Raw genomic sequence first — 14,164 nt, 5'->3', positions numbered from 1 at the left:
GTTTCAAGCCTTTTTAGTTTCTAATACATATCGCCAAATTCTTCAACAAAATCAGCAAAATATGGCAACGTAAATTTAACTTATTACTGTTAATTATTTTTTATACTATTTTATACTGTTTTATACTTTAAATTTGCTTTTATACTATTTTATACTGTTTTATACTTTTTCATAAAAAACAGCCACTCAATAACTGAGTGGCTGCAATTATTATTTTTCTATTCTAAAGCGGTAAAAGCCCAGACTCATTTGCTTCAATGTCTTAGCAAAGTCTTTTTTATCAAAATGATTTTGATCAACTAAGGCCTCAAATTCACCATCTGCGTCAACTAACATCTGGTGGGTTCTACGCCACCCATTCTTTTGATAAAAGCGCAGACGACTTACACGTTGATGATAATTCTCCGCATCAGGATCAAGCGGTTCAATATCTAACACAATCTGCTGGTGTGGGTACTTCTCTTCAAGCATATGTAAAATCTTGCTACCATATCCATTACCACGTAGTTCTGGTTCAACAGCTAAGTATGCTAGATAAACAGTATTATCACTAATGTAATAACAAACCATCCCGCAAAATACTTCTCCATCATAGACGGCATTGAGTTGAAGCTTCCTACGTAAGCTCATTAACACCATCGACATCCATGGAAATCTTTCCCATTCTGGAAAAGCACTATAATACAAATCTTTAACTTTACGATAATTCTTAGAGCCCCATCGGGCGGGTTGTTCGTCTAAAATAAAAATCCTTCTCTTTTCTAATAATATAATTTACTTCTCTAATTAAAAAATACTTTTCAATAAAAAGCAAATTTCTAATGCTATATAAAATAGGGACAAGCTATTCTGCTCGTCCCTATTAATTAAATAATCAAATTTTTCTCTAAATCAACTTATACTTCTTCAATAATTCTTCAACATAAGTTCCCTTAACTTTCTTCAAGCCTTCTTTAACCATCAATTTTTCCGGTAAAGGCAAATTAAGTTCAGTTAACTTCTTTCTGTCATTTAAGTAATACATTGCGTTCATTAACATTCTCACATCAAAGGCAGATGCAAATACTTCAGGAACACCGCGGTCTACGTTAAGCAAAGTGTAGACAGCTTCCATAGCAGTACGTACTGAATATTCAGTAGTAAAGACAGTGTCTCTCTCAGTTTCAGCAAAATTACCAATGAAGGCTAAGTTCTTGGAATTCTTTGGTACCACTTTTGGACGGTCACCTAATGCACGTGGCATGAAGTAAGAAGTAATATATGGCATGTGATTTGGAATTGTAGTTGCATCAATTGCCATCTTCTTAATCTCAGATTCAGGAACACCCATGTGATAAAGCCATTCTTCACAAAGTTCAATCCCATCACATTCAGGCATAGTCTTTTTAACATAATTACCCTTAGTGTTCGAGTACAAGCCATATAACCAAACAATCAATTCATTTGGCTTTTGCTTATGGAATTGCGGCTGACGACTAATTGAATATCCAAGTAACCAGTTAGAATCCTTAATTGTAGTTGGTCCACTAGTTACAATAGAACCAGAATGCGGATCCTTTTTATTAACCTTTTCAATATAAGGCACAATATCATCATTAGTGAAAGTAACTGTAGCAGAAATTACCCAGTTAGCAGCTGGAATATTTTCACAGAATTTTTCTGGATGGCCGAAGTCCTCATCTTGAGCTGCTAAGTTCTTCCACAATTGCCAACTTGGTCCAAGCTCATGTTTTTGTTCAGCTGGGTGTGTATTGTCACCATAAGTCGTACTTTCAGTAATTGAACCATTAGTTACGAAGACTAAGTCGTTAGGAGTTAACTTAATAACTTTTGGTTCACCCTTCTCAGTCATCTTAATCTCAGTAGCTACCTTTTCATCTTCAGTCCGGTTAACAATAATATTATCTACAATTGTATCGTAATGGAATTTTACGCCATGCTTCTTTAGGTAACTAATCAAAGGCATAATTAAGTCTTCATATTGATTGTACTTAGTAAAGCGAAGTGAAGATAAGTTCTTCAAAGTTGCTACGTGCTGTACAAACCGCATTAAGTAACGACGCATTTCCATTGCGCTTGCCCAAGGCATAAATGCAAACATTGTTTGCCAATATAACCAGAAGTTTGACTTGAAGAATTCATCATCAAAGACTTCATTGATCTTCTTATCTTGTAAATCTTTTTCTGGTGTCATTACTAAGTTCAAAATTTCCTTAACAGCCTTTGGTGAAAGAAGCAAATCCCCGTCAGTTGGTAACTCTTGACCGCGATTTTCAATAACACGAGTCTTTGAGTAACATGGATCTTTTCTATTTTCACGATAAAATTCATCTAAAACACTTTGATCAGGATAATCTAATGATGGAATTGATCTAAATAAGTCCCACAAAGTTTCAAAGTGTGGTTCCATTTCACGACCGCCACGCATCACATATGCTTGATCAGCTACATTATAAATAGCGTCCATACTACCACCAGGAAGGGCTAATTCTTCAAGGACATGAATCCTGTCACCTTTCATATGGCCATCACGAATTAAGAAAACAGCAGCAGCCAAAGCTGCTAATCCTGAACCCACAATATAAGCTGATTTATTATCTACATCTTTTGGCTTTTCTGCATTGATAAAAGCTTCATAATTTCCGTTACTATAATGCATAAGACACACTTCTTTCAATAATCGTTACACTTGTAACTATTTACAATTTATATCATAATGATAATGCTTACATTTGTCAAACTTGTTTTTTTGAGAGAAGATAGACAATTATGAATAAGAAAAGTCTAAAAACTCAACATCAAATCGAAAATGCATTATTTTCGCTACTAAAAAATCATCCCTATGATTCACTCAGTATTTCTCAAATAACTAAACATGCTGGAGTCTCCAGGATGGCTTTTTACCGTAACTATGAACAGAAAGATCAGATTTTGATTACCTTTTTACGTAGTCAATATCAAAATTTTATTGATGATCTATCAATGCACAAGCTAACTGACTTTAAGGATCAATTAGCAGTCTATTTTAAATTTTTCAAGGATCATCCTGATCTGATGAAATTATTCCTTAATGCTGGTTTAGAAGGAGAATTACTCAACCAGCAAACCAAATTTTTGAAAGAGCTAATTAATTATTCTCATCCTAATTTAAAACTTCCTTCCTATGCGATTAGCTATCAGTCAGGTGGTATTTACATGCTCTTAGTCTGGTGGGTTGGTCATGATTATCAAAAGCCCGTTAATGAATTGCTTTCTTATATTGAAAGTCATATTGTGCTTAATAATTGAATGTATACAGAAAAAGGTTAACCGATAATTTCCTTTCAGGATTTATCAATTAACCTTTTTTATTACTTTTTATTAAAAATAAAATTCAACCCAATTGCAATTACAAGCAAAGCAGTGGCGCACCACATAATTTCTTGCAATCCCAAATGAAAAATATTTCTCATTGTCGGTAATAAACTCTGCGGTAAGCTCTTAGCAGATGCCGCATCGCTTAACTTATTAAGCATATTCATAGTTATACCCGAATTTTCAGCTACACCCTGAGCCAACTGTACATTCATAATCACGCCATAAACAGCTGCCATGACCGTTTGAGCTAAAATTCTAATTAAATATGAAAGTGATGTTGCCGGCGCCATATTCTTCTCACTAGCATCCACTTGAACCTTAATTTGAAGCAAAACAAAAATAAAACCTACACCAAAACCATAAAAAGTTCCAATAATTGCCAACCACCAAATATTAGTACTTTGCGGTGCCAGTGCTAGTCCTAAGGACGAAATCAAAATACAAATTAATCCCATCGAAAGTAGTGTTCGATTATTAAAACGCGCCTTTAAGGGATTAACCACTAAAGTTCCTACCACATCAACTAAGGAATTCGGAATTAAGGTCATTCCACCAATTAACGCAGTTGTGCCAAGCAAACCTTGCGCCCACATCGGTAAATATGTATTAATTGCTAAAAATGCACCCCAGCTAAAAATGAAGAGTAAAAAATCACCGACTAAAGCTCGGTTTTTAAACATACTAATCGGTACTACAGGATTGGGGTGCCCTCCTTCATGCATAAAGAATAAAACTAATAACACTAAACCAGCAATAATTAAACTTGCTACAATCCATGGCTTAGTTAGACCAAGCAACTGAATCCCTAATAAAAGCAAAGTTAATCCAACAATGATTAAAAAAGAACCCAGTATATCAAACTTAGGCGTTTTTCTAATTTTTCCTTCGTGATAATACACTAACGATAACAAAATCGCTAAAAGCCCGATTGGAATATTAATATAAAAGACCCAGTGCCAGGAAAGAGAATCTACTAAATAGCCACCGACTAGTGGTCCCACAATAGTTGCCACACTAAAAGCAGCACCTAAATATCCTAAAATCTTAGTTCTTGCCTTAATATTATCAAAAATAAAGCCAGCCATAATATAAGGCAGCGATCCCATTCCTCCAGCACCGATCCCCATTAAAGCACGTGCCAAAAGGAAGAAATACATATTATCAGCCAATCCTTGAAATAGAGAGCCTAAAACAAAAAAGAGCAACGACAATTCAAAGGTGGCTTTATTACCAATTTTTTCACCGACTTTGGTCCAAATTGGGGTTGAAACTGACATCCCTAAGAGCATAATTGCAATAATCCAGCCCATAAATTGGATTCCATGTAAGTCCGCAATAATGGCGGGAATCGCGGTATTAATAATCGTACTATCTAATCCTGCCATTACATTTGCTAAAACCATGGCAAACGTCACCATCGTTACTTGCTTTTTTGTCATGTCTACACCTACTTTTCTAAAAAATAAAAAGCCCCAATTATTTCGCAATAATCAAGGCTAATAATCTATCTAAAATATACTTGCTCAATTACTTAAAAACAAGAACTATTTTGAATAATTTTTAATTTTTTTATTTGGCTGTTTGAAGTTGAAATAGAAATTAAAAACAGTAGCAATCAACAATAGAATAAAAGAAACTGCCATTATTTCGTGGATACCACTATGAAAAATTTCACGCATCTCTGGCAAAAGGTGTTGTGGTAATAATTTAGCAGATTTCGCATCACTCAATTCATTCATCATCTTCATCGTGATATTGCTATGTGAATTAATTCCGCTAGCTAAAGCCAGATTCATAATCACACCATATACCGCTGCCATTACTGTTTGCGCTAAGATTCTAATTAAGTAAGATGTCGAAGTAGCAGTCGCCATATCTTTCATTCCAGCGTCAATTTGAACTTTTACTTGGAGTGCTACGAAGATAAAACCAACACCAATTCCAGAAAAAGCACCGACTAAAATTAATACCCATAACGGAGTGTGATTATTTGCTAAAAATAATCCACCAGAAGAGATCATCATAGTGACAATTCCAATCATTACCAAAGTAAAAGTTCTAATTTTTTCTTGAATTGTAGCAACAGTTTGTGAAGCAATAATTTCAACAACTGAGTTAGGAATTAAAGTCATTCCACCCATTAACGCTGACATCCCTAAAAGCGCCTGAGCCCACATTGGTAAATAAGTGTTCACAGCAATAAAGGCTCCCCAGGTAGTTGCAAATAAAATCAAATCACCATTCAAATCTCTGTTTCTAAAGATTGATAATGGAATAATTGGATTTTCAGCCTTTGCTTCGTGCAAGAAGAAGAAAATTAAGAGAACCAAACTTAGTAATATCAATCCAACTACAATCCAAGTTGCAGTTAACCCTAAGAGTTGAATCCCCATTAGAAACGTAATTAAACCACTAACTAATAAAAATGCTCCTCTTAGATCAAAGACAGGCGCAGACTTTGGCGTCACTGGCTTGTAGTAAATTAAAGCAATCAATAAAGCAACTAAAACAATTGGAATATTAATATAAAAGACCCAGTGCCAAGATAAGGCATCAATTAACCAGCCACCTACTAAAGGGCCTAAAATTGCTGCACCATTGAAACTTGCAGTCAAATAGCCTAAAATTTGCGTTCTCTTTTTAATATTTGGAAAAACATAACCAGCGATAATATAAGGTAGTGATCCCATACCACCGCCACCAATTCCCATGATCATTCTTGCCACTAAGAAGAAGTAGATGTTTGGCGCTAATCCTTCTAAAGTTGATCCTAAAACAAACAGACCTAGTGCAATTTCAAAAGCTAACTTATTAGTAATTTTTTCACCAATTTTAGTCCAAATTGGTATTGAAACAGACATTCCTAAAAGATAGATTGCCACAATCCAGCCCATAAATTGAATTCCGTGTAACGCTGATACAATTGCTGGAATTGCAGTATTAGTGATCGTTCCATCTAATCCCGCCATTACGTTTCCCAGCATCAAGGCAACTGTTACCATCCTGATCTGTTTCTTGTTCATTAAAGCACTTCCTCAACAATAAAAAGAGCCCTTATTACATCAAGTAATTAGAGCTAAGACATTTATCTTTATATTATGCAAACTTTTTGCTCAAAAATGCAAGAATCTTAAAAAATATCTATGCTTTTTCTAAAACTTTAGGTATAATCATTAGCTGTGTTTATTTTTCACTTATTTTTTCAAGAGAGGAAAAAGTATCTATGGAACATAGTTGGATGCTCAAGTATTTTGCCGAATTTTTCGGTACTTTAATTTTAGTGTTATTTGGTAATGGTTCAGTTGCCAACTCTTTCTTAAAAGGAACAACTGGTAATGCACCTGACGGTAAAGCTAATGGTGGTTGGATTTTAGTTGCTTTCAGTTTTGGTTTTGGTGTTATGCTCCCTGCCATGTTATTTGGTTCAATTTCTGGTAACCATATTAATCCGGCCGTTACTGTTGCGCAAGCAGCTGCTGGTAACTTCCCATGGTCACAAGTTGCTCCTTATATAATTTGCCAATTACTAGGTGCAATTTGCGGTCAGCTTCTTGTTTTAGCAGTATATTGGCCACACTTTAAAGAATCTACCAACCCTGATATCGTATTTTCTTGTTTCGCTACTAGCGACTGTACTAACAGCAAATGGAACGGTTTTATTTCCGAAGTTGTTGGTACTGCAGTTTTAATGTTTGTTGCAATTGGTCTCTACAAAGGGATGTTCTTCAAGCAAGCTGTCGATATTGCTAACATCGGTGTAGGATTCTTAATTACCGCTTTAGTTATGGCACTTGGTGGTCCAACTGGTCCAGCTCTTAACCCGGCACGTGACTTTGGTCCAAGACTTGTTTACTCATTATTACCTATCCCTAATAAAAAGGGTGGTGCACACTGGAGTTATGGTTGGATCCCTGTTGTTGCTCCTACTCTAGGGGCAATTATTGGAATTTTCCTTTACAAGATTCCTTTTGGAAATTAAGTTAAGTATGTAAAAAAGCAGATCGGTTGATCTGCTTTTTTAATATTCAAACACTTTATTAGCTCTTCTATTAAATGCATAAATAGAAAGCAAAGAAACAATCATTGCTGTACCAAAGATTAATAGAATTAATCCCCATGGAGATGGCTGTGCATCCATTGTTGCAATATTGGGCTGTAAATCTAATAAAAAGTGCATCACAATACACAACCAAATTCGATTAGTAAAAATATGAATATATGAAAATGTTAATCCAATAGCAGTTGCGTAAAATACTTGTTGCATAGTAGCATTAATAGCTGCTCCATGCATTAAATTAATCAAATGAAATAAGCCAAATAAGACTGACGAAGCTAAAGAAGCCCAGACTAAAACATATTTTTTATTTTCAAAAATTTTAGCAAATAAATTAAATAGTAAAACTCGGCATAAAACTTCCTCGCCAATTCCGGCAGCCAAAGCAACACATATGGATCCCCACATCATTTCAGGCATTGACTCAAAAACTTCTGCCCAACTTGCCACGCTACCCAATAGAGCATAGAGTAAGATCACCAGAGCACAAAAAATAATTGTGATAATCTTTACTTTCCCTTCTTTAGGTAATTTAATAAAAACTTTGTCTGTCTTATAAAATTTTTTAAATGTTATCGCCAAAACGCAAACAATGCTTAAATACAGAATTTGCATCCAAATTGATTGAGACTGAAATTCCAATCTCCCTGCTAGTGAATAAACCACTAGATAAATTATAGAAGCAATTAGCATCCATTTAATCGATGCGTTTGTTTTACTGATTGCTAAATAATTATCTTTTTTCATTATTTTTCTATTCCTTAACTTTTAACTTACATCCCTATCAATGTGGCTAAACAAATTACTAATGGAATAGTAATAATTGCCACCAAAGTTGATAAACACATTAATTTTGTTGGAAACTTCACATCAAAATTACTGAGTAAGCTAAAGAGAACTACAACACCCGCAACAGGACAAGACGCCATAATTAACGTAGTCATTTTGGCAATTGCTGGTAATGGCAAAACGCATAAGATCCCTAAAATAACTATTGGAAAAAACAGGTTTCTAATAAAAACTCCGCTCCAGGCTAACTTATCATGCCAATCCTCTTTTAAATTAATTGCACCAAGATTTGTACCAATTACGATCATACTTAAAGGTGTATTCAAATTAGCAATATAATTCATCGGATCTGAAACTACATCAGGTAATTTAAATTGCGTTATGAACAAAATCATCCCAATGACTGCTGCAATAATATTAGGATTAATCACGGCTTGCTGAAAACTTTCTCTAAATGACTGTTTTTTCTGTGTGAACATTCTAATTCCATGTGTCCACATGAAAATGTTATAAACAATTAAATAAGGAACTGCAAAAAAGACCCCTTTTGTTCCTAGAATTGCCTGTACTAGCGGAACTCCCATAAAGCCTGCATTAGTATAGGTGCCTGCATATCGCAATACTGTTCTTTTCTGACGATCTTTAACCCACTTTTTACTAAAAATTGCCTGACTAGTAATAATTTTAAAAATAAATAGGAAAACTACTAATGAAAATACTAGGCCAAATTGTAATAATCTAGCAGCCGAAAATGACTGCCGAAATGAGTTAATAATTAAACAAGGAGATACTACATATAAAAGGATCTTAGTTAAGTCCTTAACTGTTTGCTCATGTAGAAACTTAATTTGATAGCAAATCCAGCCGATAATCATCAAAATAAACATAATTACTACTTGTTTTGTCGGTAGTAATAAAGACATCAAAGTCCCCCGTTCTTAAAACTACAAGTATCTAAGTGATCATTAATTAATCCAACAGCTTGTAAGAAAGAGTAGATAGTTACTGGTCCCACAAATTTAAAGCCCATTTTTTTCATTTCTTTTGAAATTTGCGTAGATAAATCATCTGAAGCTGGAATGTCTTCCATCTTTTGCGGGTGGTGTATTATTGGCTTAGGGATGAGTTCAGTTAGAAATTCTTCAAAAGTTCGGTTTTCTTTTTCTAATTTAACTAGTATTTTTGCATTATTAATTGCTGCATTAATCTTTAAGCGATTGCGTACAATTCCTTCATCTTGCATCAATCGTTCAAAATCATCCTTATTAAATTTAGCTACTTTATGATAATCAAAATTTGCAAAAGCTTTTCTAAAATTTTCTCGTTTATTTAAAATTGTTTCCCAGGATAATCCTGATTGAAAGCTTTCTAAGACCAGCATTTCATATAAATATGTTGAATCTAAGTTTAATTTTCCCCATTCTTGATCATGATACTTTTGATACAGAGAATTTTTACTGTTTCCCCAACTACAACGTATTACTTCGATTTCTGACATCCCCTTTTTCACCAATTATAACAAAATAGACAGACGCAATAGTCTGCCTATTTTTAAAATTTTTCAACCTGATATATTCGATTCATCAAAGTCGTCAGATCACTGTTTCGTTGATGATAGGCAACAGTCAAATAAAGGCAATCACCAGTTACTTGAATTCCTTCAAATTCAGTGCAAAAGTTCAGTGCATCTAATTTTAAACTGTTGTCTAAATTTACCACTGACCATTTACTTGGATCGGATATTCCCCAGGGAATTTTAACAATTTCACGTGGTTTGCCTTGTTTTGGAAATCCTAAAAAAGTTGTATACGGGCTAGGCTGACTAGAAATGTAAATATTCTTATTATCATCAATACCGTAACCTTGAATTGAAATAATCTTTTGATCATTAAAATGCGGGACATTAAACGCGCCTAGACAATTCAAATTTTGAATATTAATATCTTCAGTCTTTTCTTCTGCTTCATCTAGCTTTTTATTAACTTCATCAAGATTATAGACAGCAAAATGCCCTGTATGGTTGATGTCAATACTTGCAATCAAAAAATATTGTCTATTCGGTGAAACAGCTGCTTCTACCCTAACTAAATCCTTTCCGGGATAAGCCACACTTCCATCACCATAACCTGAGCCTGCTCGGTTAAGATAAGAAAGTCGTGGTAATTCAGTATTATTGGTAAAAGTTTGAGTTTGATATCCAGAAACTGCTACGCGCGCAATTTGAGTAGTCCAATAAGTATTGCCATGCCGCTTAGGCTTAGTACCTACAAACCACTTATTGTTTTCTCCACTTTGTACCCAAGTTTGAGTATGTCCACCTGCTGTACCGGCTGAATTTGGTCCTTTCAAGTATAAAATTGGATGATCCTCATTAAAAGTCACAGTTTTACTATCATTTGGAGTTTGATAAACAATAACATCACTCTGTTTATGAAGGAGCTGCAAAGCAAAAACGTTATTTCCATCGATTGCTGAAGCCTGAACAACAACATGGTGTATATTTTCTAATTTATTTACTAAACGTATTTGAGTTTCTTTTCCAATCATAACTGGACAAATCCTTTCTTTATTTATCCTTCTCTCAATTTTATTATGAGCGATTTGAATCCAGACAACAAATAAAGTAAACTGCTAACATAAATCTGATTAGGATGTGAAGAAAGACAAATGTTTAAATTAAAAATATAATTTTCTCTATTAAATGTTTTATAAGTGTTAAAATTAAATAAATTTACTAAAAATTGAGGTACCACTTATGTCAGCAACAACAGAAAACAACTACCAATTATTAGTAAAACAAGCTGAAGCTCTAGTAGACGGAGAAAGCGATTGGATTGCAAATACAGCAAATGTTTCTGCGCTATTGTTTAATGCACTCAATGATGTTAACTTCGCTGGTGTTTATCGCTACAAAAACCATGAATTAATCCTTGGACCATTTCAGGGAAAACCAGCCTGCGTGCATATCGCTATTGGTAAAGGAGTTTGCGGAACAACTGCAAAAGAAAGGCAAACTCAAATTGTAAAAAATGTACATGAGTTTGCAGGACATATTGCTTGTGATAGTGATTCAAATTCTGAAATTGTTATTCCTATTTTTAAGAAAAATGGTGAATTATGGGGTGTGTTTGACTTTGATTCAACTAAAATTGCTAATTTTGATGAATTAGATCAAAAATATTTAGAAGCAATTTCTAATATTTTCAAATTTTAAATAGCTTACTTTCTTAAGACTAAAAAAGGCTCCGTTATGGAGCCTTTTCCTCTTTATTAAATTTCTTTCAAAGCATCATCAATTGACGTTTTACCACTACTCATTGGAATAATCTTGCCAATTGTATTCGGATATTTCAAAATTGCTGCTAATGTCTCAGCAACATCAGGGATTGGATTTGAATCGGTCGCTTTAACATCGAGCTGAATTTTACCTGTTCCAGCTGCTTCAGTAAGACTACCTGGTTGTAAAATAGTATATTCCAAGTCCGTAGAATCCATCAAATAAGTATCTGCAAAGAACTTAGCTGCTAAATAATCCTCTAAGCTTGGAATCTTCTTCCATGAATTAATATCTAGACTAAGCATCGAACTGAGCATAATGTAACGCTTAACGCCTGCCTTTTCAGCAGCCATCATTGTCTTAATTGCCCCCATGGCATCTGTCTGAATAAGATCTTTACCACGTGAACCAGCAGTAAAGTAAATTGCATCAAAACCTTTTACTTGCTTGGCAATATTATCAACATCAGCATGTAAATCTAATTTTTCTGCCGTAACACCATCAAGTTGAATAATATTTTCTGGATGGCGTGCGGCTGCTGTTATAGTATTGCCATCTGCTACTAAGTCTTTAATTAAGTCTGTAGCAACTCTTCCAGAACCACCAAAAATAAAAATCTTCGCCATAATTATTTTCCTCCTCGAAAAACTTACAGCTTTATATTAGCTTACTTTTTATTAGTAGTCTAGAATTTACACTTATTATTTAGTAATGAAATCAAGTAATTTAAACATTACTTTCTGATTTTCTTTCGGTACCCCATGAGCAATAATTTCTTCAACAGTTTGATGTAAATCATTATTCTCTAATGGATAATCAACATCATTAATTGCAATTTCTCTCACATTATCTTCTTCTGGTTCAAAATGAAATTGTAAACCAATCACATTATCACCAAGTAAAAAGCCTTGATTCTTTACTAAATCACTTGAGAACAATAACTTAGCTCCTTCTGGAATTTCAAACATTTGCTGGTGCCAATGAAGAGCTATTAATTTTTCCGGGATATTAGAAATAGTCTGATCCTTCAAATAAACCGGTGCCCATCCAACTTCTTTATGGGGAGCATCTAAAACCTTAGCACCCACAGTTTTTGCAATTTGTTGTCCACCAAGACATGCACCAAACATTGGTTTATGCGCATCAAGCATTGCTTTAATTAATTTTCTCTCTTGCTCAATCCAAATTAAATCATCATTAGGGCTCATTGGTCCGCCAAGAATTATTAATAAATCTGTTTCTTCCACAGTTGGCAGTTTACCAAAAGTTTCAGGATGATAAACATAGAATTCATAGTGATGTTGATCAGCCCAAGTTTTAATTGAACCTGGTCCTTCGTTTGGAGTATGTTGTAAAACATTTACACGCATTACCGTTCTCCTTAGTTAGCATAAACTTCATGCTTTAAAATTCCCACATAAGGCAGGTTTCTATATAGGCCATTATAATCTAAGCCATAGCCAACTAAAAACTCGTCTGGTGCCTTAAAACCGTAATAATCAGCATGAAAATCTACTACACGTGTTTCTGGCTTATCAAGCATTGCAACAACTTCAACGCTCTTAGCTCCACGACCTTTCATGACTTCACTGAGTGCTTGTAAAGTCCGGCCAGTATCAATAATATCTTCCATAAAAATTACTGGACGATCTTTTACATCTGACTTAATATCCTGCGTAATCTTTACTTCTCCAGTTGATTGCGTACCAGCATAACTAGAAGCCTTAATCGGATCAATAGTCAACTTAAAATTCAATCGCTTAATCATGTCACTAGCAAAAATCATGGCTCCATTTAAGACGGGCACGACAATCGGCTCTTCGTCCTTATACTTTACATTTAATTCCGCAGCCATTTCATCCATACGACTATCTAAGTCGCTTTGAGTATACAATATACGTTCGATATCGTTATTCATTCTGTAATTCCTCTTTACTAAAATCGTCAATGATGAAATTTTAACATAAATAAAGAGATTTTTTTAGTCTTTTTACACTTATTTATTAATTATTTTTACTTAATATTGCGAAATTGTTCGTATTTATAAAGGGAATAAAATTATTTATAGTTTTTTAGATTTTCTCTTAAATATAAGTCACAAAAAATTCACAACTTCACTTTAAGATGGATATCAATCAAATAAAGAAAGGAATGGTTTAATGAAATTATTATTAGTTCTAGGAGTTAGCGCTATGGCAGTACTTGCTGCAAATGCCGCTATTGTAAATAAACCAGTTCCAGTTCCTGTAAAGGTTCGTCGGAAATAAATCTATAATTCTATTCTTCATTTTCCTCTATTTTTAGTATTGAACGCAAAAATTCGTTGATTGATAGGTCAACGAGTTTTTTTGTTACTATTTTCTAATAAACTTTTGATCCGTATCTGGCATCCCATTTTCATCCGAAACATAGCGTTCAACATGCATATGAAGATCATACTTTTCACGTAAATCTGCTAATTCTTTCATCATTGGCGAAGCATGATGAGCATCTAAAGATTTTTGGTTCTTCCAGCTATCAATCAAAAGTATCGTTTCTGGGTCATTCATAGGAATGAAATAATCGTATTTTTCATTGCCTGGCTCTTGTCTAATACGATCAGCCACACCGCTACTTTCCATTTCTTCAGCAAATCTACGAGCACTTCCGCTTTTACCAGTGTAATAAAGATTAACTGTTAAAGACAT

Annotated in this window: 15 protein-coding genes; 3 read left to right on the top strand and 12 right to left on the bottom strand. The window is 34.2% G+C overall.

The annotated features are described in order from the left end of the window. Positions 1–210 precede the first annotated feature (210 nt). Together LGAS_RS02380 and LGAS_RS02375 are read right to left on the bottom strand one after the other, a co-directional pair. Entirely contained in the window at positions 211–687 is a 477-nt protein-coding gene (locus tag LGAS_RS02380; RefSeq protein WP_003647668.1) for a GNAT family N-acetyltransferase, read from the bottom strand. A 199-nt stretch (positions 688–886) separates the two neighbouring features. Beyond that, positions 887–2,659 (bottom strand): oleate hydratase, encoded by a 1,773-nt coding sequence (locus LGAS_RS02375; RefSeq protein ID WP_021314901.1) that lies wholly within the window; start codon positions 2,657–2,659, stop codon positions 887–889. Positions 2,660–2,769: 110 nt separating this feature from the next. Here LGAS_RS02375 and LGAS_RS02370 point away from each other — a divergent pair, with 110 nt between their 5' ends. Then, a complete protein-coding gene (locus tag LGAS_RS02370; protein WP_003647670.1) occupies positions 2,770–3,288 on the top strand; it encodes a TetR/AcrR family transcriptional regulator in 519 nt (172 codons plus the stop codon). 62 nt (positions 3,289–3,350) lie between these two features. On the opposite strand, the gene LGAS_RS02365 is transcribed toward LGAS_RS02370, so the two are convergent. Both LGAS_RS02365 and LGAS_RS02360 read right to left on the bottom strand, forming a co-directional pair. Next, positions 3,351–4,796 carry an MFS transporter gene (locus LGAS_RS02365; protein WP_021314900.1) on the bottom strand — a complete coding sequence of 482 codons (1,446 nt, stop codon included), beginning with the start codon at positions 4,794–4,796 and terminating at the stop codon, positions 3,351–3,353. A gap of 105 nt (positions 4,797–4,901) precedes the next feature. After that, the gene (locus tag LGAS_RS02360; RefSeq protein ID WP_003657106.1) at positions 4,902–6,380 is read right to left on the bottom strand and encodes an MFS transporter; all 1,479 of its coding nucleotides are present in this window, start codon (positions 6,378–6,380) and stop codon (positions 4,902–4,904) included. A gap of 200 nt (positions 6,381–6,580) precedes the next feature. On the opposite strand from LGAS_RS02360, the gene LGAS_RS02355 reads away from it, so the two are divergent. After that, complete coding sequence (locus tag LGAS_RS02355; protein ID WP_003647672.1) at positions 6,581–7,336, top strand: MIP/aquaporin family protein; 756 nt, start codon at positions 6,581–6,583, stop codon at positions 7,334–7,336. 39 nt (positions 7,337–7,375) lie between these two features. Here the strand turns inward: LGAS_RS02355 and LGAS_RS02350 are convergent, their stop codons facing one another. Genes LGAS_RS02350 through LGAS_RS02335 form a run of 4 tightly spaced genes read right to left on the bottom strand, consistent with a single transcriptional unit; the run spans position 7,376 to position 10,747 of the window. Beyond that, a complete protein-coding gene (locus LGAS_RS02350) occupies positions 7,376–8,158 on the bottom strand; it encodes a CPBP family intramembrane glutamic endopeptidase (RefSeq protein WP_003647673.1) in 783 nt (260 codons plus the stop codon). 26 nt (positions 8,159–8,184) lie between these two features. Continuing rightward, complete coding sequence (locus tag LGAS_RS02345) at positions 8,185–9,123, bottom strand: AEC family transporter (protein ID WP_003647674.1); 939 nt, start codon at positions 9,121–9,123, stop codon at positions 8,185–8,187. Beyond that, positions 9,123–9,698 carry a DNA-3-methyladenine glycosylase I gene (locus LGAS_RS02340; protein WP_003647675.1) on the bottom strand — a complete coding sequence of 192 codons (576 nt, stop codon included), beginning with the start codon at positions 9,696–9,698 and terminating at the stop codon, positions 9,123–9,125. The genes LGAS_RS02345 and LGAS_RS02340 overlap by 1 nt, the downstream gene beginning before the upstream one ends. Before the next feature lie 53 nt (positions 9,699–9,751). Then, a complete protein-coding gene (locus tag LGAS_RS02335; protein WP_003647676.1) occupies positions 9,752–10,747 on the bottom strand; it encodes a class III bacteriocin in 996 nt (331 codons plus the stop codon). 208 nt (positions 10,748–10,955) lie between these two features. On the opposite strand from LGAS_RS02335, the gene LGAS_RS02330 reads away from it, so the two are divergent. After that, complete coding sequence (locus LGAS_RS02330) at positions 10,956–11,414, top strand: GAF domain-containing protein (RefSeq protein WP_003647677.1); 459 nt, start codon at positions 10,956–10,958, stop codon at positions 11,412–11,414. Between the two features lie 56 nt (positions 11,415–11,470). Here the strand turns inward: LGAS_RS02330 and LGAS_RS02325 are convergent, their stop codons facing one another. The 4 genes from LGAS_RS02325 to LGAS_RS02310 all read right to left on the bottom strand — a co-directional run bounded on the left by LGAS_RS02325 (position 11,471) and on the right by LGAS_RS02310 (position 14,164). Further along, positions 11,471–12,103 carry an NAD(P)H-binding protein gene (locus tag LGAS_RS02325; RefSeq protein ID WP_003647678.1) on the bottom strand — a complete coding sequence of 211 codons (633 nt, stop codon included), beginning with the start codon at positions 12,101–12,103 and terminating at the stop codon, positions 11,471–11,473. 75 nt (positions 12,104–12,178) lie between these two features. After that, positions 12,179–12,847, bottom strand: coding sequence for a type 1 glutamine amidotransferase (locus LGAS_RS02320; RefSeq protein ID WP_003647679.1), 669 nt, complete (start codon positions 12,845–12,847; stop codon positions 12,179–12,181). 11 nt (positions 12,848–12,858) lie between these two features. After that, on the bottom strand, positions 12,859–13,395 hold the full coding sequence (gene hpt / locus LGAS_RS02315; RefSeq protein ID WP_003647680.1) for a hypoxanthine phosphoribosyltransferase: 537 nt from the start codon (positions 13,393–13,395) through the stop codon (positions 12,859–12,861). Between the two features lie 436 nt (positions 13,396–13,831). Then, the gene (locus LGAS_RS02310) at positions 13,832–14,164 is read right to left on the bottom strand and encodes a putative quinol monooxygenase (RefSeq protein WP_003647681.1); all 333 of its coding nucleotides are present in this window, start codon (positions 14,162–14,164) and stop codon (positions 13,832–13,834) included.

This window comes from Lactobacillus gasseri ATCC 33323 = JCM 1131, from assembly GCF_000014425.1.
GTDB classification, from domain to species: domain Bacteria; phylum Bacillota; class Bacilli; order Lactobacillales; family Lactobacillaceae; genus Lactobacillus; species Lactobacillus gasseri.
The sequence above is the reverse complement of the archived record's forward strand: the minus strand, read 5'-3'. Positions and strand labels throughout refer to the sequence as shown.

Bases quoted from the DNA above. Each gene is read 5' to 3' on its own strand.
- LGAS_RS02365 (WP_021314900.1), bottom strand. From the start codon at position 4,796: ATGACAAAAAAGCAAGTAACGATGGTGACGTTTGCCATGGTTTTAGCA.
- LGAS_RS02375 (WP_021314901.1), bottom strand. From the start codon at position 2,659: ATGCATTATAGTAACGGAAATTATGAAGCTTTTATCAATGCAGAAAAG.
- LGAS_RS02370 (WP_003647670.1), top strand. From the start codon at position 2,770: ATGAATAAGAAAAGTCTAAAAACTCAACATCAAATCGAAAATGCATTA.
- LGAS_RS02335 (WP_003647676.1), bottom strand. From the start codon at position 10,747: ATGATTGGAAAAGAAACTCAAATACGTTTAGTAAATAAATTAGAAAAT.
- LGAS_RS02320 (WP_003647679.1), bottom strand. From the start codon at position 12,847: ATGCGTGTAAATGTTTTACAACATACTCCAAACGAAGGACCAGGTTCA.
- LGAS_RS02350 (WP_003647673.1), bottom strand. From the start codon at position 8,158: ATGAAAAAAGATAATTATTTAGCAATCAGTAAAACAAACGCATCGATT.
- LGAS_RS02310 (WP_003647681.1), bottom strand. From the start codon at position 14,164: ATGTCTTTAACAGTTAATCTTTATTACACTGGTAAAAGCGGAAGTGCT.
- LGAS_RS02325 (WP_003647678.1), bottom strand. From the start codon at position 12,103: ATGGCGAAGATTTTTATTTTTGGTGGTTCTGGAAGAGTTGCTACAGAC.
- LGAS_RS02345 (WP_003647674.1), bottom strand. From the start codon at position 9,123: ATGTCTTTATTACTACCGACAAAACAAGTAGTAATTATGTTTATTTTG.
- LGAS_RS02355 (WP_003647672.1), top strand. From the start codon at position 6,581: ATGGAACATAGTTGGATGCTCAAGTATTTTGCCGAATTTTTCGGTACT.
- LGAS_RS02330 (WP_003647677.1), top strand. From the start codon at position 10,956: ATGTCAGCAACAACAGAAAACAACTACCAATTATTAGTAAAACAAGCT.
- hpt (WP_003647680.1), bottom strand. From the start codon at position 13,395: ATGAATAACGATATCGAACGTATATTGTATACTCAAAGCGACTTAGAT.
- LGAS_RS02340 (WP_003647675.1), bottom strand. From the start codon at position 9,698: ATGTCAGAAATCGAAGTAATACGTTGTAGTTGGGGAAACAGTAAAAAT.
- LGAS_RS02360 (WP_003657106.1), bottom strand. From the start codon at position 6,380: ATGAACAAGAAACAGATCAGGATGGTAACAGTTGCCTTGATGCTGGGA.